This is a genomic window from Lacisediminihabitans sp. H27-G8 (assembly GCF_046156175.1).
In the GTDB taxonomy this organism is placed as follows: domain Bacteria; phylum Actinomycetota; class Actinomycetes; order Actinomycetales; family Microbacteriaceae; genus Lacisediminihabitans.
This window is the reverse complement of sequence record NZ_JAYLVL010000009.1, coordinates 1-19,001: the sequence shown is the minus strand read 5'-3', so window position 1 is coordinate 19,001 and position 19,001 is coordinate 1. Positions and strand designations below refer to the sequence as shown.

The 19,001-nt window shown below is 60.6% G+C and carries 23 protein-coding genes and 1 pseudogene; 10 read left to right on the top strand and 14 right to left on the bottom strand.

Going from position 1 to position 19,001, the window contains the following annotated elements:
* Positions 1-378: 378 nt before the first annotated feature.
* Positions 379-726, bottom strand: a complete 348-nt coding sequence (locus VLI63_RS17495; RefSeq protein ID WP_409158130.1) for a helix-turn-helix domain-containing protein — start codon at positions 724-726, stop codon at positions 379-381.
* Positions 723-1,115, bottom strand: coding sequence for a hypothetical protein (locus VLI63_RS17490; protein ID WP_409158129.1), 393 nt, complete (start codon positions 1,113-1,115; stop codon positions 723-725). Before VLI63_RS17490 ends, VLI63_RS17495 begins: the two co-directional genes overlap by 4 nt.
* Before the next feature lie 376 nt (positions 1,116-1,491).
* Here VLI63_RS17490 and VLI63_RS17485 point away from each other — a divergent pair, with 376 nt between their 5' ends.
* The 5 genes and pseudogenes from VLI63_RS17485 to VLI63_RS17465 all read left to right on the top strand — a co-directional run bounded on the left by VLI63_RS17485 (position 1,492) and on the right by VLI63_RS17465 (position 4,457).
* Positions 1,492-1,905, top strand: coding sequence for a hypothetical protein (locus tag VLI63_RS17485; RefSeq protein WP_409158128.1), 414 nt, complete (start codon positions 1,492-1,494; stop codon positions 1,903-1,905).
* 106 nt (positions 1,906-2,011) lie between these two features.
* Entirely contained in the window at positions 2,012-2,845 is an 834-nt protein-coding gene (locus VLI63_RS17480) for a metallophosphoesterase (protein WP_409158127.1), read from the top strand.
* Positions 2,846-2,968: 123 nt separating this feature from the next.
* Positions 2,969-3,457 (top strand): hypothetical protein, encoded by a 489-nt coding sequence (locus VLI63_RS17475; protein WP_409158126.1) that lies wholly within the window; start codon positions 2,969-2,971, stop codon positions 3,455-3,457.
* 101 nt (positions 3,458-3,558) lie between these two features.
* A pseudogene (locus VLI63_RS17470) lies at positions 3,559-3,804 on the top strand (sensor histidine kinase); the annotation flags it as partial.
* Positions 3,801-4,457, top strand: coding sequence for a response regulator transcription factor (locus VLI63_RS17465; RefSeq protein ID WP_409158125.1), 657 nt, complete (start codon positions 3,801-3,803; stop codon positions 4,455-4,457). The pseudogene VLI63_RS17470 and the gene VLI63_RS17465, both read left to right, overlap by 4 nt.
* 284 nt (positions 4,458-4,741) lie before the next feature.
* On the opposite strand, the gene VLI63_RS17460 is transcribed toward VLI63_RS17465, so the two are convergent.
* Complete coding sequence (locus VLI63_RS17460) at positions 4,742-5,389, bottom strand: hypothetical protein (RefSeq protein WP_409158124.1); 648 nt, start codon at positions 5,387-5,389, stop codon at positions 4,742-4,744.
* A gap of 216 nt (positions 5,390-5,605) precedes the next feature.
* Between VLI63_RS17460 and VLI63_RS17455 the strand changes: the two genes are divergently transcribed.
* The gene (locus VLI63_RS17455) at positions 5,606-6,262 is read left to right on the top strand and encodes a response regulator transcription factor (RefSeq protein ID WP_409158123.1); all 657 of its coding nucleotides are present in this window, start codon (positions 5,606-5,608) and stop codon (positions 6,260-6,262) included.
* Between the two features lie 84 nt (positions 6,263-6,346).
* On the opposite strand, the gene VLI63_RS17450 is transcribed toward VLI63_RS17455, so the two are convergent.
* The 8 genes from VLI63_RS17450 to VLI63_RS17415 form a co-directional block, all read right to left on the bottom strand.
* Positions 6,347-7,417: a glycosyltransferase gene (locus VLI63_RS17450; RefSeq protein WP_409158132.1), complete on the bottom strand. Its 1,071-nt coding sequence runs from the start codon at positions 7,415-7,417 to the stop codon at positions 6,347-6,349.
* 20 nt (positions 7,418-7,437) lie between these two features.
* On the bottom strand, positions 7,438-8,295 hold the full coding sequence (locus VLI63_RS17445) for a glycosyltransferase family 2 protein (protein WP_409158122.1): 858 nt from the start codon (positions 8,293-8,295) through the stop codon (positions 7,438-7,440).
* On the bottom strand, positions 8,292-9,302 hold the full coding sequence (locus VLI63_RS17440; RefSeq protein ID WP_409158121.1) for a glycosyltransferase: 1,011 nt from the start codon (positions 9,300-9,302) through the stop codon (positions 8,292-8,294). Before VLI63_RS17440 ends, VLI63_RS17445 begins: the two co-directional genes overlap by 4 nt.
* Positions 9,303-9,456: 154 nt before the next feature.
* Positions 9,457-10,008 (bottom strand): hypothetical protein, encoded by a 552-nt coding sequence (locus VLI63_RS17435; RefSeq protein ID WP_409158120.1) that lies wholly within the window; start codon positions 10,006-10,008, stop codon positions 9,457-9,459.
* A gap of 60 nt (positions 10,009-10,068) precedes the next feature.
* On the bottom strand, positions 10,069-10,320 hold the full coding sequence (locus VLI63_RS17430; RefSeq protein ID WP_409158131.1) for a TetR/AcrR family transcriptional regulator: 252 nt from the start codon (positions 10,318-10,320) through the stop codon (positions 10,069-10,071).
* A 284-nt stretch (positions 10,321-10,604) separates the two neighbouring features.
* On the bottom strand, positions 10,605-11,351 hold the full coding sequence (locus tag VLI63_RS17425; protein WP_409158119.1) for a mechanosensitive ion channel family protein: 747 nt from the start codon (positions 11,349-11,351) through the stop codon (positions 10,605-10,607).
* 110 nt (positions 11,352-11,461) lie between these two features.
* Complete coding sequence (locus VLI63_RS17420; protein ID WP_409158118.1) at positions 11,462-12,295, bottom strand: DUF2382 domain-containing protein; 834 nt, start codon at positions 12,293-12,295, stop codon at positions 11,462-11,464.
* A 112-nt stretch (positions 12,296-12,407) separates the two neighbouring features.
* Positions 12,408-13,154 (bottom strand): hypothetical protein, encoded by a 747-nt coding sequence (locus VLI63_RS17415; protein ID WP_409158117.1) that lies wholly within the window; start codon positions 13,152-13,154, stop codon positions 12,408-12,410.
* Positions 13,155-14,013: 859 nt separating this feature from the next.
* Between VLI63_RS17415 and VLI63_RS17410 the strand changes: the two genes are divergently transcribed.
* Positions 14,014-14,262: a hypothetical protein gene (locus VLI63_RS17410; RefSeq protein ID WP_409158116.1), complete on the top strand. Its 249-nt coding sequence runs from the start codon at positions 14,014-14,016 to the stop codon at positions 14,260-14,262.
* Positions 14,263-14,575: 313 nt separating this feature from the next.
* Positions 14,576-14,878 carry a hypothetical protein gene (locus VLI63_RS17405; protein WP_409158115.1) on the top strand — a complete coding sequence of 101 codons (303 nt, stop codon included), beginning with the start codon at positions 14,576-14,578 and terminating at the stop codon, positions 14,876-14,878.
* Positions 14,879-14,901: 23 nt separating this feature from the next.
* Here the strand turns inward: VLI63_RS17405 and VLI63_RS17400 are convergent, their stop codons facing one another.
* Complete coding sequence (locus VLI63_RS17400) at positions 14,902-15,279, bottom strand: ATP-dependent DNA ligase (protein WP_409158114.1); 378 nt, start codon at positions 15,277-15,279, stop codon at positions 14,902-14,904.
* A gap of 411 nt (positions 15,280-15,690) precedes the next feature.
* On the opposite strand from VLI63_RS17400, the gene VLI63_RS17395 reads away from it, so the two are divergent.
* Together VLI63_RS17395 and VLI63_RS17390 are read left to right on the top strand one after the other, a co-directional pair.
* Positions 15,691-16,761, top strand: a complete 1,071-nt coding sequence (locus VLI63_RS17395; RefSeq protein WP_409158113.1) for an iron-containing redox enzyme family protein — start codon at positions 15,691-15,693, stop codon at positions 16,759-16,761.
* Entirely contained in the window at positions 16,758-16,958 is a 201-nt protein-coding gene (locus VLI63_RS17390; RefSeq protein WP_409158112.1) for a CDGSH iron-sulfur domain-containing protein, read from the top strand. Before VLI63_RS17395 ends, VLI63_RS17390 begins: the two co-directional genes overlap by 4 nt.
* A gap of 103 nt (positions 16,959-17,061) precedes the next feature.
* Here the strand turns inward: VLI63_RS17390 and VLI63_RS17385 are convergent, their stop codons facing one another.
* Together VLI63_RS17385 and VLI63_RS17380 are read right to left on the bottom strand one after the other, a co-directional pair.
* On the bottom strand, positions 17,062-18,129 hold the full coding sequence (locus tag VLI63_RS17385; RefSeq protein WP_409158111.1) for a YihY/virulence factor BrkB family protein: 1,068 nt from the start codon (positions 18,127-18,129) through the stop codon (positions 17,062-17,064).
* Positions 18,130-18,213: 84 nt separating this feature from the next.
* Positions 18,214-18,777, bottom strand: a complete 564-nt coding sequence (locus tag VLI63_RS17380; protein ID WP_409158110.1) for a DUF3618 domain-containing protein — start codon at positions 18,775-18,777, stop codon at positions 18,214-18,216.
* Positions 18,778-19,001: the final 224 nt, after the last annotated feature.

The window sequence follows — 19,001 nt, the reverse complement described above, 5'->3', positions numbered from 1 at the left end:
GACAGGTGATCGGGTCGAGCCTCGGCAAGCATCCGCAGCGCACGCTCACGAAACTCCGCCGGATAAGGGTTAGTCATAGTTCCATCCTCCAAAAGGAAAGAGCGGAACGATACCCAGGGCGATTCAGCCTGCGAGACCTCGATCATTTGGGAAAATGAAGGTGGCTGGTGTGACCAGATTCAGAACTCCGAGTTGCCGTTTGGGTTCCTCAGCGACGCACAAAAGCGTGCCGTGGTAGCAGGTACTCTCGCGATCCGCCCGCGCCGTTGATCGCCGCCTTCGAATTTGCCGCCCAAACCCGCCGAACGCATCGAGCGGGCTAGCTGCGGCGTGGACTCGGAGGAGCTCGATCGGGATGAATGGTAGCCCGGGACCGAGTCAGGCCTTAGTCAGAGCTGAGAGGTCCAGCTCAACATCTTGACCGTTCACAGTCACGATGAGCCGCGTGTGGACTGCGCCAGCTGCTTCGAGGTACTTGTGCAACGTGGACAGGAGAGCGTCTCCGCGGCTCTCCAGACGCGACACCGCACCTTGCGTCACATGCAGCCTGTCTGCGAGCTCGACCTGGGTGAGCTTCCCAGCTTCACGGACCATCGCAAGACTCATCGCATAAGTCCGGTCCTCATCTTCGGCGCGCGATTGGATCTCTGCCACTTTCTCGGCCATGGCTGGGTTGGACAGCATTCGATCGATGCGGTCGTTCCCTTGCACGAATGTCCTAGTCATCGTTCGCTTTCCTCTTCTCTGATCCATTGGTCGATAATTTGATCTGCCCGCGATCCGACTGAGTCGTAGAACACGTCTCCCATTGAAGCTTTGTCACCCGAAAATAAGGCAACTACGACTGTGTCGCTGTCGGCGGGAAACCAACAGATGATCCGCAATGCGATCCCTGGCTCGTAGGGGTGTGACTGCCTCCATACTGTGTACCTTCCGGACTGCCGTACTCGTTTCAGCATGGCAGTTTCGACGCCGGGTTCTCCGTCCAATCCCCGCAGCTGCACGAGCATGGCGGCAAGAAGTTCGTAGAGCCGCTGGTTCCGTTCTGAGCTCAACGCTGCTGCTTCGAAGCCGTCAAGCTGACGATCGAAAGCGTCGGACCAGAACACTTGCATTGCTCTATATTACCTTCCGATCATATTACCTGCAAGTAATCTCAGATCGATACTGATACTGCGCGGAAGATCGAGTGAAGCGACGATCGATGTCAAACTGTCGAATAGTGTGATGTCTCGACGATTAGCGCAGAAAAGCCCGGATCAACGAAGAAAACCGGCATCTGGGGTGCGAAGTATTGCCTGCACGTTGGTCTTTCGTTTGCGTCGAACTACCGAGGAATCCACGGTAGTTGCCGTTGTCCCCGACCACGGAGAGGTTCTCGGCAGCCATCGTCTGGCCGAACCTCTTAAGGCTTTTCGAGGTGACTCTCGAGCGAGTTCGGAATCCCTGTTGGTGGCCCACGTCCCGGGCACTCCCCGATACATTGTGGGCATGTCTACTGTCCGTTACGCCAATGGGTCGGCTGCCCGCAAGGAATTCAGCCGCTTCTTGAAGTCCGCGTTCGTCGGGCAGGTTGTAACCGTGGAAAGCGCTGGACACACCCTCGCTCTGATCGACGCGAAGGTCTTTCGGAACCATTTGGAGCGAGCTGCGCCGGCCAGGGCCAAAGTATCTGAGGCGGAGGGCGCGATTGCAATCGTAATACCCGGTTGGCCATTCGCTGTCGAGACCGGGTCGCTCGACGAGTCGCTCGAGGAGATGATCGACGTGCTCCGAGAGTACGCCTCAGACTGGCAAGCTCGACTGCACACAACCCAGAACCACAGCGACAACTGGGCTCTCGTCCAACTGGTGGAATTGTCTTCGGACGAAGAATTAACGGCGTGGCTGACCGGATCGTCATGACCCCGCCAGAGCTAAATTTTGATCTGAGCCCTGAAGCTGGGGCATCAGCACATTCCCTCGACGGGACTTCGCTAATGCCCATGCAGCGTGCAACAACGGAGGTCCCATGACTCACCTGTCGCCGGCTCGAATCGGACTGGTGGGCGACGTACATGCGAACCTCAACGTCACCCGGAACGCCATCAAGGCCCTCGGTGAGCGCGGGATTGCCGAGATCCACTTCCTTGGCGACTTCGGCTTCGTCTGGAGCGGCGGCCCCAAAGAAGATCGCGTCCTCCGAATGATCGACGACGTTCTCGAAAAAGTCGGAGCCGTCGCGCTCGTGACCGGAGGGAACCATGAAAACTACGACCGGCTACTCGCGATCGAACCCGACGCCGAGGGCCTTCGCTGGCTCAGCGCACGGGTTGCATTGCTGCCACGCGGATGGCGGGCATCCACACCGTCCGGAACCAGCATCGCAAGCATTGGTGGTGCGAATTCGATCGATCGTGGCCGGCGGAAGTCTGGGGTGTCGTGGTGGCCGCAGGAGCAGATCACCGAATCGGACCTTGCGGCTCTCGGTACCGAGCACGCCGACATTCTCCTCGCCCACGACAGCCCCCCAACCGTCAGCCTCAACGATCGATTGCGCCGGAACGCGGCAATGTGGTCACAAGCTGACCTTGCCTACGCGAATGCAGGCCAGGGCATGTTCCTGCGAGCTTTCCTTGCGACCACACCTCGGCTAGCTGTCGGTGGCCACTACCACCTCTTCCATGATGTGACCGAACGCTTCCACGGGCAGGAGTCGTTTGAAGCTCGAGTTGTCGTCCTCGATGCGGACGGCGAAGCAAACTCCGTCGCGATCCTCAATACGACCACTCTCGAAATGGAAGTCTTGGCCACCGCGTTACGCGGAACACCTATCGCGCGCCGATGGATCCCGACCGGCGAATAGCCGCTCGCTGGCCGAAAGTTGGTGTGACCGTCTGAGGTGAGCAGTATGCTTTCGCCCTAGAACCGACTGCCGCCCAGACCGACTCGATCTTGGCACCCTTTGAAGAGATCGGAGACCGCTCCGATGGGCGAGATGCCAGCACAGCCGCGGGAATGGGAACTCGTCTCCACTGTCATTGACGCGCTCGGGGGCAACTCACTCGAAGTGCGCCGGCGAGCGATGCTCAATCTTGTGTCGGTCGAAGTGGTCTCGGAGGGGCTGAATCGGTCCATCCGCCACGCGATTGAATTCCCGGACTTCGACGACGAACCGTTCGACCCGTGGCAATCTGGTGTGCCGGGGACGCTCGACCTGCGCGTCTTTGACCAAGGAGAGTGGTGGGTCGTCGTGCTTAGTCGTCCGTACCGTCTTGTCGAGATGAGCACGGAGTACTTGCGTAACGTTCAGGCACTCCTGCGGGTCAAGTCGAGCTCCCTCTTCGACGCTTACCACCTCCGATTTACGACGCCTGCGCCACTCGTCACCCCTTCGGAATGGGTGGACTCGACGGATCTCATGCGCGCGATCCGCACCGAAATCACCGCGAGAGAGCAGTCAGGCGAACCCGGCTAGTCAGTCCAGCTGAAGCGCCGTCCTCACAGACAAATCAGCGCCCAAATGTTGCCAGCGGTGACTGATCAAATCTCGGCTCCACTGCTCACGCGGACGGGGTCGAGCTGTGGGTCGCGGACCGGGGCGCGGGAATCCCGCCAGAGGCGGCCGACCGCATCTTCGCCCGCTTCGGTCGGGTCGATTCTGGGCGAGGCATCGCCGGATCGGGTCTCGGGTTGCCCATCGTGAAGGCGATCGTCGAGTCGCACGGTGGCAAGGTCAGTTTCGTTTCCCTGCCGGGAGCGACGCGATTCTCCCTCCTGCTTCCCTACGATCGGGAGTCCGCTGTTCCGGAGCCGGTCGCGTGACTCGTGTGCTCCTCGCCGAGGACGAGGTGCGGATCTCGGGCTTCGTGCAGCGGGGGCTCCGATCGGCAGGCTTCCTCTGCACCACCGTCGGCGACGGTGCCGAGGCGCTCTATGAGGCGCAGTCCGGACACTACGATCTCGTGCTGCTCGATGTCGGGTTGCCCGGCCTCGACGGCTTCGAGGTGCTCCGCGCCCTCCGGGTCACAGACCCCCATATCCCGGTCATCATGCTCACGGCGCGACACGCGTCGGAGGATATCGTGAGCGGGCTCGATGGTGGAGCGAACGACTACATCACCAAGCCGTTCAAGTTCGACGAGCTGCTCGCCCGGGTGAGGCTGCGGCTCCGCGAGCGCCCGTCGAGTTGCCCGATCGAACTGGAGCGTGGGCAGGTGCGCCTGAACCCGGCGACCCGCCGGGCCTTCGTCGGCGACGTCGGTGTCGACCTCTCGGCTCGCGAGTTCGCGCTCGCCACCGAGTTCTTCCAACATCCGGGTCAGGTGCTGAGCGAGGAGCAACTCGTCGATCGGGTCTGGGGCCGCGGCTCCGATTCGTCGGCGAAGGCGGTGGGAGCGGTGATCGCCACGTTGCGATCCAAGCTCGGAACCGACCTCATTGAGACCGTTCGCGGAGCGGGCTTTCGCCTTAATTAGGGAAGTGCCCGGTCCTTGCGGACCGGGCACTGGCGATGTTCGCACTGTCCACCGGACCCGAACCGGTGGGGAGTGCAGCAGCTTGAGTGTGGCTTAGCCAGCGGGAACGACTCCCCCTAGGAGTCGAGTGTGATCACTACCCGAAAGTGATCGCGTTCCCTCTGTGCAAGCCGTCCCCCGCCTGGAAGTCCCTAGTGGAATTCCCCCTGAAAACGATCTTGTCCGGTGAGCGCCCGGGTTAGGCAAGACGAGGATGAGAGAACTCTTATCTTCGAGGGCCGACGCTATTTGACTTTCTTGCCCGACTTGTCATCGGAGCCAAGGAGCCCCCCGAGGCCCGTGCCATCGACAACAGTGCCGACGACATCCTTGACGTCCTCGACCTTGGCTGGTTTGTCCGGCTTCTCTGACTTCGTCGGCTTTTCTGGCTTAGCAGGGGCTGCCGCGGGACCGGCAGGCGCCGGTACGGATGCCACCGGGGGCGCTTTCGCGGGTATCGCCGGAGCGCTCACCGGCGGGACTGCCCCGGGAGCTGTGGTAGGCGAGCTTGCCGCGGGCGCGGTGGCCAGGGTTGCCGGCCCTTGGTGATCCGCGGTCGAGTTTGTGGAAGAGGCGCCAGGGATCTGCTGCGATGCGCGGGCAGAGGGTGCGGCGGGCTGGCTGGCTGGCGTGCTCGCTGCCGCGGACCCCTTGAGGGTGAGAGCTCCGGCCACCCGGACCACCACCAACTTCGGGTCGATGCTCGCCCCCGACATCGAGGGAGCAGCAAAACTGGAGGGGAGATAGCCGAGCGGGACGGTGAGAGGGGCTATGCCGCGCACGGTCGCTGTCTGGACCAACGCCGGCGCGGTAAACGTCGCGATGGCCGCTCCCGAGAGCACGGCCACGGCACCTGTGGCGCAGAGCGCGGTCAGAAGGAGCGGATGTTTCACTGGCCCAGTGTGGCGGAAAGGGTGTCGCGGCGGTCGAAGATAAGAGAAGTCTCACCAATTTGTTCACCAAAAGTGTAGAGAACATATCGCCAAATCCGCTACGTACCGACCGCGGTCGGCCGATTAGTTAAAGAAACGCCCCTGGTGGCGCCGGTAGATCGGAGGCCGCGAGCCTGCCGGGCAGGAACCGCATAACTGACCGGAAGTCGATAGCCCGTGAGCCACATCCTGATTGCCGAAGACGAACCGCGAATCAAGGACTTCCTGCGACGGGGCCTCAGCGCAGAAGGGTACTCCTGCACCGTCCGCACCGATGGGACCGAAGCGCTGATCGAAGCCCAGACCGGCGCATTCTCTCTGATGCTCTTGGACATCGGGCTTCCCTCCCTTGACGGCTTCGAAGTGCTCCGCCGCCTTCGACTGACAGATTCCACCACCCCGGTCATTATGCTCACCGCACGTCACTCGGTACATGACACCGTGCTCAGCCTCGACAGTGGGGCCAACGACTTCCTGGCAAAACCATTCAAATTCGAGGAGCTACTCGCGCGAGTCCGTGTGCGACTGAGAGATACCGCCCCGGCCGGAACAGGTACGCTGCGCCGGGGCTCGCTCAGTCTCGACCTGAAGACGCGCCGAGCGCAGATCGGCGAGCTAAGCATCGACCTTTCGGCGCGGGAGTTCACCTTGGCGGAAGAGTTCCTCAGCCACCCGGACGAGGTACTCAGCCGGGAACAGCTGCTGAGCCGTGTCTGGGGCTACGACTTCGATCCCGGATCCAACGTGGTCGAGGTCTACGTTGGCTACCTGCGCGGCAAGCTCGGCTCGGGCTCGATCGAGACCGTTCGCGGAATGGGCTACCGGCTGCGCTGAGCCTCGGTCCGGGAAGAACCGGCGACCTGAACCGAGAGAATCCACCGCAGTCGCCACCAGCCAGGTGATGATTCCCTGGCCGGACTAAGCGGCCGGTATCGCTTGCTCAGCCTCGATTCGGGTGCTGCTGGGGACGAGGCGGCGAATTATTGATTCGTACCCGTCAATCATGGTGTCGAACGCGAACCGGATCGAGGACTGTCGTGCAGTTCGTCGGTCGCAGTTTGCCGCTGCGGTGATGGCGGCCGCGAGAGCCGCGGCAGTCGTTTCGCCGGCGATTGCCCCGGCCTCCGGTTCGACAAGCTCAGGGATCGCCCCGTTGGGTAATCCTGCAATCGGAGTGCCGGTGGCAAGGGCTTCGACAACTGACAGTCCGAAGGGTTCGGCCCAGAGTGGCGAGGCGATGAAGACGTGCCCTGAGGCGAAGAATGTACGAAGTTCGTTGTGGGAAAGGTGTCCTCGGTAACGGACGTTGGCACTGAGCCGCGGGCGAATTTCTGTGTCGAAATAGTCTGAATGGGATATCGGGCCGGCGAACTCGATGTCGAACCCGGCAAGTCGGGCGGCGTCTATCGCGAGGTGGAGACCTTTCTCGGGGGTGATCCGGGCCGCCCAGACAGCTAATCCTGGCGTGGGGTCTTCAGTTCCAGTCCAGCGCTCGAGGTGAATGCCGTTGCGGACGACGGAGACCCGGGGGAGCAGTGCACGCCAGGCGTCTGCGTTGGTGGCGGATACAGTGACATATTCGTGAAGCTCACTCGGTGTCCAATCGGGGTCGCTCACGATCGCGGTGACATCGGTGAGTGTTGGTGGGGTGTGCAAAATGGTCATCATCGGTAGATCACGCATGAACGTGTAGGGCAGCGAGCTGAGCGAGTTATTGATGACCGCGTCGAAGTCGCCGTCGTGAATGATTTTGATGCTGTGGTGCACGGCTTCGGCGAGGAACCCGGCTTGCTGAATTCGGACTAGCGGAGTTGCGGTGCGGATGAATTCGAAGTCTTTCGGCACCAGCGGATACCCGGTTGCGGTGGTCTTCGATCCCTCCTTCGCGAACAGGGTGACGTCGTGGCCGCGGGCGACAAGCGCATCCGCGAGCATCGCGGTGTGTGCCTCTGTCCCGCCCTGGAAAGGTTCAGCGATCGGGTGATGCATGTGGCTGAGCATTGCAAGTTTCACAGGACGACTCCAATTTTCTGCCAGTCGCCACTGGCCTCATTGCGGGTGACCAATCCGCGGGCTTCGAACTCTTTCAGCCACCCGGTCATCGGCCATGATCCCCACCGGTCTTTGAACAGCTGACCGTTTCGAAGAATGTCGTCGAGATGTTGCACCGGAGGGGATTGGGTGGGGTGGTGTTGATGGAATGCTTCCGCCCCGCCGACCATCCGGAACACGATCCCGCGTTGCTGCGCAATTCGGGAAAAGTCGGTATCTTCCCCGCCATATCCGCAATACTCTTCATGAAATCCGCCGGTCTGGTGCCAAGTTTTCGCCTCGAGTGCGAAAGACAGTGACCAAAATAGGTTGGGGTCTACTGGCACAACCTCGCCCGTGAACAAACGCGGTCGGAACGGATGAAAGTGCGCTACAGCATCACGATTCGGGTGGAACGGGTCTACCCCTTCCGGGAGATAACCGACTGCGCCGCCCAGCAGTGAGCGCGGGAACTGGGTAGCGGCCGCCGCGTATTCGCTGAGCAGAGCGGGGGTGGGGACGCAGTCCACGTCGAGGAAGACAAGCAGATCTGCGCCGCCGTCGATGGCATGGGCTGCACCCAAATTACGGGCCGCTGCAAGCGGCAGCCGCCTATCGGTGGTTGTCATCTGCAGCATTTCTGCACCGGAGTTATTCCCCAGCCACTCTGAGGCGAGGGGTTCATCGATAGCGACCACGGTGTAGCTGTGCGGTGTCCTCGAGCTACTGGTGATGGCCCGATATTGGTTGAGGAGGTGGTCGCGGCGTCCTGAAACCAAGGTGATGACACCGATCTTCCACGGGGTTTCGTCAGGAGAAGTCGGGTCGCCTGTCATGCGGCTTTCCATCCCGGTCCCCGGTGGGCGCTGGCGGCAACACGAGAAATGACGGCCGCGGCACGTTCGGCCGCGCGGCCGTCGACAAAGTGCGACCACCGTTGCCCATCAAGAGAATGCGCGTGGCTGATGATCGACGCCCAATCGACCCCCTCGCCCGGGTTGCAGACGACAGCGGGAAAATCGCTTGTTGAGATAGCGGACGCGAACTGGTGCTGCTCCTCGTGTGGCCGGTCCTCCGGCACCAATATTGCGGGCGTCCGGCAGGCCGCGATCTCCGCGACCGCATTTTGACCGCAATGGGCGAACACCAGCGAAACACTGCGCAACTCGTGTTCGATCTGGTCACTCGATTTTCCAATAAGCCACACCCACACAGCACCCGGTACCGCCGCCTGAGCCTCAGCCACGACTGTTTCCAACGCACTTTGTCCTCGGCCGCCAGATCCGTTCATCACAGCAATCCGCAGAAGCCCAGGGTCTGGGCGCTGGAGTGTGGGGGAAACGCGGAACCGACTGATCGAACCAACATGAACCAAATTTTGCGCAACAGTCTGGGCTACTTCGGAGGGGCGGAACTCAGTCGGCCACGGAGCGATAATTGCCGACGCCATCTGATACCCGAAGTTGTGGGCGGCATCACGCCGATCACCGGGCTGCGCATAGGTGACAACGCGGATCCCGTGAAGTCTGACCAACGCCGAGACTTCCACGGACACATCGACGACGACGGTCGTGGGACGGTACTCGGCCAACCAGTGAGAGATCGCCGACATTCGATCGCTAAGGCCCGCTGAGTCGAGCGGCACCCAGTGCAGTGCGCCACCTGCCGTGACATCAACCGGATCGGCATCAGTGTCCAACGGCAGCTGCACCCACCCGCCGGTCCAGGACGCCGGTCTAGGTAAGGACGACAGAATGGTAACCGCAGCATCCATTTCAGAAGCGACGGCCAGCGCGCGATGCAGGTGCCCTGAACCTCGATGGTGAACGTAATAACCAATCATGGGTACCTTTCCGAATAGGTCATCTCGGGTGTTGCGGCGCGAGCGTTGGCCACACCGAGATAGGCGGGTTTGCCGAGCTGCTGAAGGTGTCAGCCGACGATCACGGTGACGATCGCCGACGCGCTGCGCTCGCCCGGCCGCCACGAGCGTTGAACTACCGTTTCTTGGTGAGCTTGGAGTGGAGGAAGCCTGCGAGGGGGCGCTGTTGCTCTCCCTGCTGGGCGCCGAGGATCACCAACACCGCGGTGACGGCGGGGATTGCCCACTGCAGTATTTGCTGCTGTCTCTGAGCGGTTTGCAACTCGGTCGACGCTGACGAGTGCGGTTCGGTGACACCGTGCCCGCCCTCATCGGCATGGTCGGCGATCCTGGTTCCGAGCAAGCCGGCATACAACGTCACAGCCCCAGCGATCCCGGTAACGATCAGTTTTACAATGGTGTTAGTGCGACTCTCGCCTTGTGCGGCGAGACGGCCTTTGTTCCCCACGATGAGACCCACACCGCCGATCCCGTGGACGACGAGGGCAGCAAGCTGAACCGGGGCCCATTTTGCCCATCCTGCCGAGGAGAGAGATAGGCGCTCGGCAGGGTCATGTGCTTCGGAAGCAGCTCCGTTGAGGCCAACAGCACCCATCAACGAACCGCCAAACCAGGCGGCAAGACCCAAATCGTGCATGCTGCGGACAATGGTGTTTCGTTCAGACATAATCACTCCAAATTGATGTGAGGCGGTAGGGGGTGTGTGTTGGTTGTCTGGTGTTGAAATTCATTGCGGAGGGTAGGGGCTTTCACGTTCTGGCCACACATGATCGAGAATTGCGACCCGGTCAGGAAAGTATCGGTACAACGTGCCGATCGACACCCCAGCCGACGCAGCGACCTGCGCGGTGGTGAACCGGTCGCGACCTTCACTAGCGAGTACGTCTCGGGCGGCTTGCTCAATATTTTCGAAAGTGGCGCGCGAGCGGACCTGCTGCGGCGGGTGACGGATCTCCGCCGGAAGGTCTTGTGGTGACATTTTGTTCACAACGCTCCCAATAGTTTTGAAATCGTCCGACGGGGTGGCCCTATTCGCACTAGATGTTGGTCACGCGATGGTGGCTTGCGGAGGTGTTCAACAAAAGTTTCGCTCCGCCTCGCGGTCCCATTCCGGTAGCCCTCGTCGCTTTCTCGTGGTCCGGGGGAACACCGGCATTTTCTGGTGTTCATTCGTTTACTGACGTGTCGCCCGCAGCAGTGACGTGGTGGGCCGGTGCCAACCCCATTCGACTTGGGGCTGGCACCGGAGGTCACAATAGGTAGTTAGCCGCGGCGGATATTGTTTTGCACCTGCTGCTTGGCTTGCTCGGCCTGCTGCTGAACGCTCGGCGCATTGTGTGCTTGCTGCTGAATTTTGGGTGCCTCTTCCTCAGCTTTGGTCAGGTAAGCCTCCCATCGAGCCTGCATGGGCTTGATCAGCCCCCCACCAGCTCCAACGATGATCACTCCAGCGATGATCGCAAGAACGGCAATCAGAATCGGGGTGGTCACAGTGGTTGCAACCTCTATCTGGTTCAGCGCCGCGGTCACCCCAAGGAAGAGAATGAAGATGCTCACAATGTTGGCGATGACTTTCCCGTACGACAGACCGCCGAGAGTGTTCTGTATCAACGTCTTCGCTGCTGCGGCGATGGCGGCAGCAATGATAATGATGATGATCGCGACGATAATTTTCGGCAGGAAGCTGATGATGCCGGCCAGAAGGTCACTGACCGGGTTCGGTCCGAACACCCCAAAAGCGAACTGCAGCACGAATAGCACCAGCGTGTAATAGACGATTTTGGCGATGATATCTGAGGCATCCAGTTTCGACTTCGCGAGAGCTTTTTTGACCCCTCCTCGTTCGACTAACCGGTCGAAGCCGACCTTTTCCAACAGTTTGCCGAGGGCTTTGGAGATCAATTTCGCCACGATCAAGCCGACGATCAGAATGAGAAGGAATAGCAACGCCAGTGGTACGAAGGTGATCACGGCCGAAAGGCCGTTTTGGAACACTGCTGGAAAGTTCATAATGATTCCCCTTTCAGAGGATTGGGAGTTCGGTATCGCATGGTGGTCGTGAGACCGGGTGGCGGAGTACGGGTTCTCCGACACCCGGTCGGATCAAGGATGAGCGGCGATCAGCGGTCGGTCACCCGCGCATCGTCACGCTCCGCATCCGAGCGGTGCGAGTCGGGGCGCTCCCTGTCGGTGGCGGGGTTGTCGAGGTGAATTTCTTCGTGCGCCACCTCGGCGTTGACTGCCTGCTCTTCGGTGACTGTTTCGGTGCCGACGGCGACCCGTTCCACCGGCACCGTTTCCTTCGCGACGACAACCCGCTCTTCGGTGAGAACGACTTCGTGTTCTTCCGAGCTGAGCTCCGGTCCGGCAATTGCGTCACTGCGATTCGCGTCGGTGATGGGTTCCCGCACCAGAGTGACTTCTTCATGGCTGATCGGGACGGTGGTGGTGACATTCTCGGTGACGATGTGCTTCACCAAACGCGCACGTCCGCTCTCCACTGTTTCGGTGCCGACGTGAAGTTGCTCTTCCGATCGGGTCATCGCCTCATCGGTGGTCGGACCGGACGTGTCATACCCCTCACCGGCGGTGACACGATCAGCCAGAAGCTCCGGCTGATCATTTGCCTCAAGTGCCGTGTGGGTGGTGGTGCCGTAGTAGCTGTAGAGGGAGGCTTCTTCTTCTTCACTCAGGGCACCATCATCGTGGATGCGGGGGGCGTCTTTGACGAAGTCTTTGTCGTAGCCGACTCGCACTGTCTCCCCGTCGAAGGACGCATCTTTCAGCGGGGCGAAGCTTTCGGAGGTGCCGAACAGCCCTGTTTTGATTGTCACCCAGGTGGGGTGCTGAGTGTCGCCGTCTACGTACACTTGCCCGACCGTGCCGATCTTCGTGTTGTCGGGGCCGTAGACGTCGGCGCCGATCAGATCGTTGGGGTTGTTGGTTTCGATCATCGGTCCTTCTTCTTTCTCCGAACTGCAGTCCGGATTTTTCGGGGTGGGGTATTTCGGGTGAAGGTATTGAGGGACATGAAGCGTCCCGAACGGCCTGGAGTGTCGGAGCGTGTCAGCGGCCGAGGCCGACCCGGTCGACGCGGCGGTGGTAGCGCATCCCGGCAAGACCGCCGAGAATCGCACCGATGAAACTGATGATCAGAGCGATCACCGCAGTGAGGATGCTGCCCACAGTCAGGGTGCCTTCGTTGACCGGGATGCGGGGGAAGCTCTTCAGATTTGCCAGAATGTTGAACTGGCTGCCGGCGATCAATCCGGCGATGGCCAACACAACGGCGACAATGAGCGCCCACAACCACACGGCAACACCCTGCTTGAACCCGTCGAAGCGGGCCATCCGACCGGCCACATACCCGCCGCAGTAGTACGCAACTAGCAGAATCAGAGCCAGGACGATCCCGCCGACCAGACCGATCGTGCCGGCATTTCGGGAAGCCGCGTCCGCCGCTTGACCGGTATTGGCGGTGCTTCCCAACCCGATCGCGGTGCCCGTCGCGGCGAGAACCGCGGTGAGGATTACCGCCGTTCCGGTGGCAGTGAGCCAGCCAAAGAAGGCGGACCCGAATTTCATCCCACCGAACTCCGCCTTTTCCCGCTCAACAACTTGCTCCCGCGTGGTCGGTCCGCTTCCGGCGGCGCGAGCAGCCACCGCGGCCGGGAAAGCATCATCCGCCGACTCGGTCGGAACGATGCGGTTGTCCCGGTTACGCCGCTCGATGGTGCGATCGTCGGTGGTGCGATTGTCGGTGTTGCGATTGTCAATGTTGCGATTGTCAATGTTGCGATTGGTATCTGACATGAAAACTCCAATGCTCCGATATGCGGGCAGTCCCGGTGACGTTGCGAATCGTGAGTCAAACTATTTCCGTTTGTGGGGGTGGCGTCCACGGGCGCGGGAATTGATGGGGGATCGATGTCCTGCGCCCGTGGACCTGTGTGGGGACCCGCATCGCTCACCGGGTAGGTTTGCGACGGGGATCGCATCGCGCTTCGGGAACGCGATGACCAGCAGTTCTGCTGATCTCTGCATCGTGCTCGGACCGAGGCCGAATGCTAAGCCCTTGACAAAAGACAATCGTCTTGATTCGTCTCGAGGTTGAGGCGCCCGACCGGTCGGTACCGGAGGCGAGAAATTGGCGAGCAGGGCAATGCTGGCAGTCGTTTCCCGATACCACGGAGTCGGGCGCGGGCAGGGGCACCGATCGCGGGTCCGCGTACCGTGAAGTCGGCCTGCGGCAAGCGCGGATAGGAAATTGTCCGCTGCAGCAACGTTGGCCTGTCACGGGAGAACGGAGGGGCCGGGGTCAGCGCACCGATTGTCGCGGGCTACCGTTTTCGATTCGCCGCGAACGTGGACCAGGGCTGCTCGCTGAGCAGATCGAACGTGGCGCTTAGGCGGGCGGCAAAATGGTCTCCGTCGCTATTCGCGTCCACAGAGCGGTACGCAGATATTCGGCGTGGGAAATACTGTCGCGTATTGTTGGATTTGATTGGTTCCCCCGACTGATCGTTTCAGCCCCCGGTAGTCAGGCGCACATCCCCCATGTTCCCTGAGATGCTGCTGGGGGCTTTTTCGCGGGGTACGCCAATCGGATCAGCTGGGTTGCCGCGGAATTCTAGGTCGAGCACGAACTCAGAATTTGCGGGGACGAGGATAAATGTTAGGAGCCATCGGCTGTTGGTTCGAGGGTGAGGATCAGTCTTGGAGCGGCGTTGGCGGCGGACGACATCGCTTCGAGCCAGTCTCGGTCGATGAGACTTTTTGTCTCGTCCGAGTAGCGGAACGCCAGGGGTATCGCAGGCTCAATCCACAGTATTGTTCGGCCACTTCCTTCAGCGGCGTCATCACGCCAGGTGAAGAAGAAGGACTCTTTTCGCCGAAGCTTTATTCCGATGACGATCTGTAAGTGGGCTCATGCTCGGTCGTCAAACTCGGCAGTGAACTTGGAACCGTAATAAAGCCGTCCCATCTGATGTTTTCGTCTCGGGGTGATGACAGGGGTAGTGGACCAAGGGACCGGTGGGGCGATTGTGGGCGGCGTGAGAACGCTTGTTGATGAGTGCGGAAGCGTGACGAGGGTCACATCGAAGTCGAGTTGTCGGGTCCCGGAGAGCTTCGGCAGCACATCGGGATAGCGTGAATCCGGCCTGACGCAAGCCCTGATAGAAAATTATTCCGTGCAGTAACGTGGCCTGCTACAGGAAAGGGTGAGACGCAGGATGAGCGTACTGACCGTCGCGGGCCACCGGTTTCGACTCGCCGCGAACGTCGACCTGGGCCTGCTGGCTGAGCAGATCGAACATGCTGCACAAGCGGGCGGCGAGATGGTCACTGTCCCGATCGCGTCCACAGAATCCGTTATGGTACTTGTCTCCCCGGGAATCTCGGTCGTGCTGCACATCCCTCCCACCGGCGAGGTGTCGTCAGAGTTCTTCGACGGGGAAGAAACCAACGGGACCCTCATCAACAGCGACGGTGCAGTGTGGAACATCGCGGATTTCGAACTCGGCGCACTGTCCTGACGAAAAGCGGAACCGTTCACGCCCTAGTTTTCTGACCGTCCTACTGTCTGACCGTCCTGATCCGTCACGGCAAGGGTAGGGGTGCTCACCGGGTCGTGCTTTTCCGGGGGCTCGTCCACCGCTCGCAATCCGGCCAAACTCATCGAACAGATCAGCAGAGCATCAATCCAGGTCTTGTTGACGCTTGGCTCTCGGCTTCCGCTGAAGTCGAAAGCCAACGCAATGGACGGGTGCAACCAGATTGTGCCTCGCCCGCTGCCTTCGTCCGCGGGTTTCTCCCAGGAGAACGGGAAGGATTCGCCCCTCCGCAGCCGGCTGAGGATCACCAATCTCAAATGTGCGAGTGTCCGGTCGTCGATCGCGATCGCGACTCGGGCATCACCGTAATACAACGCACCCATCACAACCTCTTCGTTTGTTCGACAGCCTTTCCGAGAATGTTACGGCATCGGTCACTCACTGATTCATTGTCCTATCGGCATGACATGGCCGTTACCGGTTCTGCACTCTGCGACCCGCGAGCAACCCAATTTCATCAGACTGCTCTGGTCCCGGGTACAGCGCAAGTCTGCGGCGTATCGGCCGAGTCGGCTCAGCAACAGCACGCAGGACGGTGCGCTTCGTCGGCCCTGCGGGGATTGGCAACGAGGAACGGCAAAGCTTCTTTCGACTGTGCGGCCGAGAACGCATTGTTATCCTGCTGACCGGCACCGTCAACCCCGTTGCCTCTGCAATCTCCTGGACGACAATCCGTTATAACGGCGGCAGAGTCCTCTGCCGACGTCGTCGTTGCAGATTATGGAAGGGCGACTATGACCACCATCTCATCCCTGCAGGGCACAGGGGCGCAGCCTCGGTTTGTGCGTGCGCCTTTCGATGATCGAGGCCCGATAAGTCAAAAGCTTCTCGCCCTTTTGCAGACACCCCCAGTCCGGACCCTGGACGCGCAGTCTGTGATAACCGCAACAGATACTGCTTTGGGTGACTGCGCAAACATCCTCACCGATGACGATCTGCAACTGGCGCTCTTCGTCCTCTACGACCTGCATTACGGCCACACCGTCGACGCGGACCCCCTTTGGGAATGGGATCCCTCCCTGCTCACTGTCCGCCGGTCGATCGAGATTCGGTTCGAACAGGCCCTCCGCCACACCGTGGTTCCCCCCAGCGTTCACGATCACAGCCGAGCGTCGGTAGCAGCGGCCCTTTTCGAGATGGCAGCAGAGGACACCGGGCCCGGGTTGGCCAAATACGTTGCTCGGCAGGCCACCGACGACCAGCTGCGGGAGCTTCTGGTTCTCCGGTCGATCTACACATTGATGGAAGCCGACCCGCATTCGTGGGCGATCCCGCGACTGACCGGTGCACCCAAGGCGGCGCTGGTCGAAATCCAGGCGGACGAATATGGAGCGGGCCAGCCCGGGAGGATGCATTCGAGCATTTTTGCCGCCACGATGGCTGGCCTTGGCCTGGACACACAATATGGGCATTACGTCGATAACGTGCCGGCGGTGGTGCTCGCGTCGCTGAACATGATGTCGATGTTCGGTCTCAATCGTTCTCTGCGTGGGGCGATCGTTGGGCATCTTGCGGCGTTCGAAATGACCTCCTCCATTCCCAACAAGTTTTACGGCAACGGGTTTCGTCGACTCGGATATGGGGCGGAGGTGACTGCCTATTTCGATGAACATGTCGCCGCCGACGCGGTTCACGAACAGATCGCGGCCCGCGATATGGCCGGCGCCCTGGCCGAAGACAACCCTGACCTGCTGGAAGACATCGTGTTCGGCGCCGCCGCGTGCCTAGCCATCGATGATGCGGTAGCACGGCACATCTTTGACGCGTGGAATGCCGGTCGCAGCGCCCTCCGGCGGCCACTATGAACCGGCCCACACCGGCCGTGATCTTCGAATGTCCCAACGGACCACTGTTGGTCCGCGGGAACATTGAGCTCGTGGATGAGAACGGTGTCACGATCCCGCACACACGATCGACGATCGCTCTATGCCGGTGTGGTGTTTCGACGATCAAACCGTTTTGCGACGGCTCGCACAAACTCACTGGGTTTCGCACCGAATGAAGCTGCGAAGTCAAAGCTGCTGCGCCAGATGGTGAGGATAGAACGCGGGAGGAGCGCATCACTGGTGGCGCGCCCCTGTTGACGCTCCAGCGTTCGCTGACCACTAATCGTGTCGTTGTCGAATGTCGGCACCTTCGGCGACGTCTTTTTTCTCGGCACGCTGGGCCTTGTCGCTTTTGGTTGTGTCGCGTGGCGGGAGTTGAATGTTTTCTTCGGCGGGGATGCCTGCTTGGAGTTCACGGCCGCGCTCTAGTTCGGCATCAAATTCGGCACCGAAAAGTAGTGCATTGTTGGCAATCCACACCCAGAGGAGGAAGACGATCACCCCGGCGAATGAACCGTACGTTTTGATGTAATGGGAGAAATTTGTTACATAGAAACCGAAGGCGACAGTGGCGATGCCGAGGATCAGAATTGCCAGCAACGCGCCCATACTCATCCACCGAAATTTGGGTTGCTTCGCATTCGGCGTCGCGTAATACAAGAGTGCGACGACAAGGACGACGACGAACACGAGGACCGGCCATTTGACGATCGACCAGACGATCGTGGCGGTCGGTCCGAGACCGAGCGCTGCTCCAACAGCATCGGTCACCGGTCCGGACACAGCAAGAATGATCGCTGCGATGACCAGCAGCACAATGGTGATGACGGTCACCAACAGTTGGATCGGCTTCAGTTTCCAGAACGGTCTGCCCTCGTCGATTTCGTAAATCCGGTTCATTCCCCGACTGAAAGCGCCCACGTACCCGGATGCGGACCAGATCGCGACCACAATCCCGCCGATCAGGGCAAATCCTGCGGCCGGGGAGGTGGCGAACTGCTCGATCGGGCCGCGAATAACGTCCGCTGCGCCGCCGGGCGCCACATTCTTGACAAGGCCCACGATCGTGCGCGCCACGGCCCGTCCTTGCCCAAGTACCCCCAAGAGAGAGAAGATCGCCAGGAGTGCAGGGAACAGTGAGAGGACAGCGTAGTAGGTGAGGGACGCGGCGATATCGATGCAGTGGTCGGCGGAGAATTCGCGCACTGTTTTTTTCAGAACATATTTCCAGGACCGTTTGTGGATGGCGGTTGGCGAGTCCGGTTTCTGCGGATCATCCGGTGCCGGCGCCTGTGTGGGGGCCGCGTCGGAGGTGGCGGTGTCCGCTGCGCGTGAGTCAGTACTCATAATTTCTCTTTCCCGCCTGGTGGTGGCGGCAAGGCTGGTTGGGTCTTACCGCCACCGGTTCAGTGTTCTCGGGTGCCGTTATTTTCAGGTGCCGCTGATGTTGTCGCGAGCCTGCTGGGCGTGGGTTGTGACTTCGTCGGCGGCGGTGCTGGCATCGGATTTCACCGTCTCGACCGCCTCTGAGGCAGAGTTCTTGACAGCTTCCGCCGCATCCTGGGCGGGCTGTTTGAGACTCCCGCCCACCTCTTTGGCCACCTCTGTCACCTCATCGACCAGCGGCTCCGCCCGGTCCTTCAGCTCCGCGGCCGCGTCCTTCTCTTTGGATGATGCCGGGATCAGGGAGGCGACCAGCATGCCGACACCGAAGGCGATCAATCCGACCGCGAGCGGGTTGCCTTCTGCTTTCGCTTTCACCTCAGACAAACCGTCGTGGGCTGCGGATCCGGCACCGGAAGCACTGGTGCGCGCATCGTCAGCAGCTCCCATAACCCGGTCTTTCACCGTTCCGATTGCACCTTTCAGCTTGTCGGTTTGGCGATGGACAATTTTCGACGGGGTGACTTTGTCGGCGAGAGCGTCGACGTCGCCGCCGAGCTCGCGACGGGTTTGCTCAATGTTCGCTCGTATCTGCTCGGTTGAATCGCTCACCGGTTTTCCTCATTTCTTGTCAACGTTTCTGGAATTCTCTTCAACGAATCAACCGTTTTGGGAACTCCTTGTACCTGCTTCAGTTGGGTGCGTCCGGGGTTGAGTCCCGCATAGTGGTGTAACTCACGGTGGCTTCCGCGTCGGTGACGACGTGGGCGCGGCCACCGTGTGATCCTTCGAGGAAACTCTCACATCCCACTCGAAAGGCATCATCACGATGACCG